This is a genomic window from Promicromonospora kroppenstedtii DSM 19349, from assembly GCF_000515355.1.
In the GTDB taxonomy this organism is placed as follows: Bacteria; Actinomycetota; Actinomycetes; order Actinomycetales; family Cellulomonadaceae; genus Promicromonospora; species Promicromonospora kroppenstedtii.
Map to the genome: position 1 here is coordinate 58,527 of NZ_KI911665.1, position 1,130 is coordinate 59,656.

Below are 1,130 nucleotides of genomic sequence, written 5' to 3' on the forward strand. Positions count from 1 at the left end.
AGGTCGAGCAGGTGCCGGGTGGCGGCCTCGTCCAGGAGCAGCACACGGGCGAGCGACTCCAGGACCTGGACGGAAGGGTTCCGGTCCCGGCCCTGCTCCAGCCGCAGGTAGTAGTCGGCGCTGATACCCGCGAGCAGCGCGACCTCCTCGCGCCGCAGGCCCGCCACCCGGCGCACGCCGCCCTCCGGCAGCCCGACGTCGGCGGGACGCACCAGCTCGCGGCGCGCCCGGAGGTACTCGCTGAGCTGGGTCTCCCGGGTCATGCCCACCACGGTAGGCCGGGCAGCTCGCGCGTGCCTGGTCCCCGTACTCCCAGGATCGTCCGGGCACTGCCTGTCCGCGCCGGGCCGGCGGACGGTGGAGCCATGACCACACAGACCCTCCCCGGCGGCACCTTCACGCTCGCCGAAGACCTGACCGTCAACCGCGTCGGCTACGGCGCCATGCAGCTCGCCGGCCCCGGCGTCTTCGGGCCGCCCGCCGACCGCGCCGCGGCCGTCGCCGTCCTGCGCGAGGCCGTCGCGCTCGGCGTCAACCACATCGACACCGCCGACTTCTACGGCCCGTACGTCACCAACGAGATCATCCGCGAGGCCCTGCACCCCTACCCCGCGGACCTGCACGTCGTCACCAAGGTGGGCGCGGTGCGCGACGCCGAGGGGAACTGGGTGCTGGACCGCGAGCCCGGCCGGCTACGGCGCCAGGTGGAGCAGAACCTGGAGCACCTCGGCCTGGACCGGCTCGACGTCGTCAACCTGCGGGTCGGCGGGGTCGGGGCCCCGGAGCCCGGGTCGCTGGCGCCGCAGTTCACCGCCCTGGCCGAGCTGCGGGACGAGGGCCTGATCAAGCACCTCGGCGTCAGCACCGTCACCGCGGAGCAGGTCGCCGAGGCGCAGTCGATCGCGCCGGTCGTCTGCGTGCAGAACATGTACAACGTCGCCAACCGCGGCGACGACGAGCTGATCGACTCACTGGCCGCGCAGGGCATCGCCTACGTGCCGTACTTCCCGCTGGGCGGCTTCTCACCGCTGCAGTCGGCGGAGCTGGACGCCGTGGCCGCCCGGCTGGGCAGCACCCCGGCCGCCGTCGCGCAGGCGTGGCTGCTGCGGCGGTCGCCCAACATCCTGCTG

The 1,130-nt window shown here is 74.1% G+C and carries 2 protein-coding genes; one reads left to right on the forward strand and one right to left on the reverse strand.

Annotation, left to right across the window (positions count from 1 at the left end; all coding sequences use genetic code 11):
* A partial coding sequence (locus PROKR_RS12630; RefSeq protein WP_036963720.1) for a helix-turn-helix domain-containing protein occupies positions 1-263 on the reverse strand: 263 nt, incomplete at its 3' end.
* A 102-nt stretch (positions 264-365) separates the two neighbouring features.
* Between PROKR_RS12630 and PROKR_RS12635 the strand changes: the two genes are divergently transcribed.
* Positions 366-1,130 (forward strand): oxidoreductase (locus tag PROKR_RS12635; protein WP_036963723.1); only part of this gene is annotated, 765 nt, incomplete at its 3' end.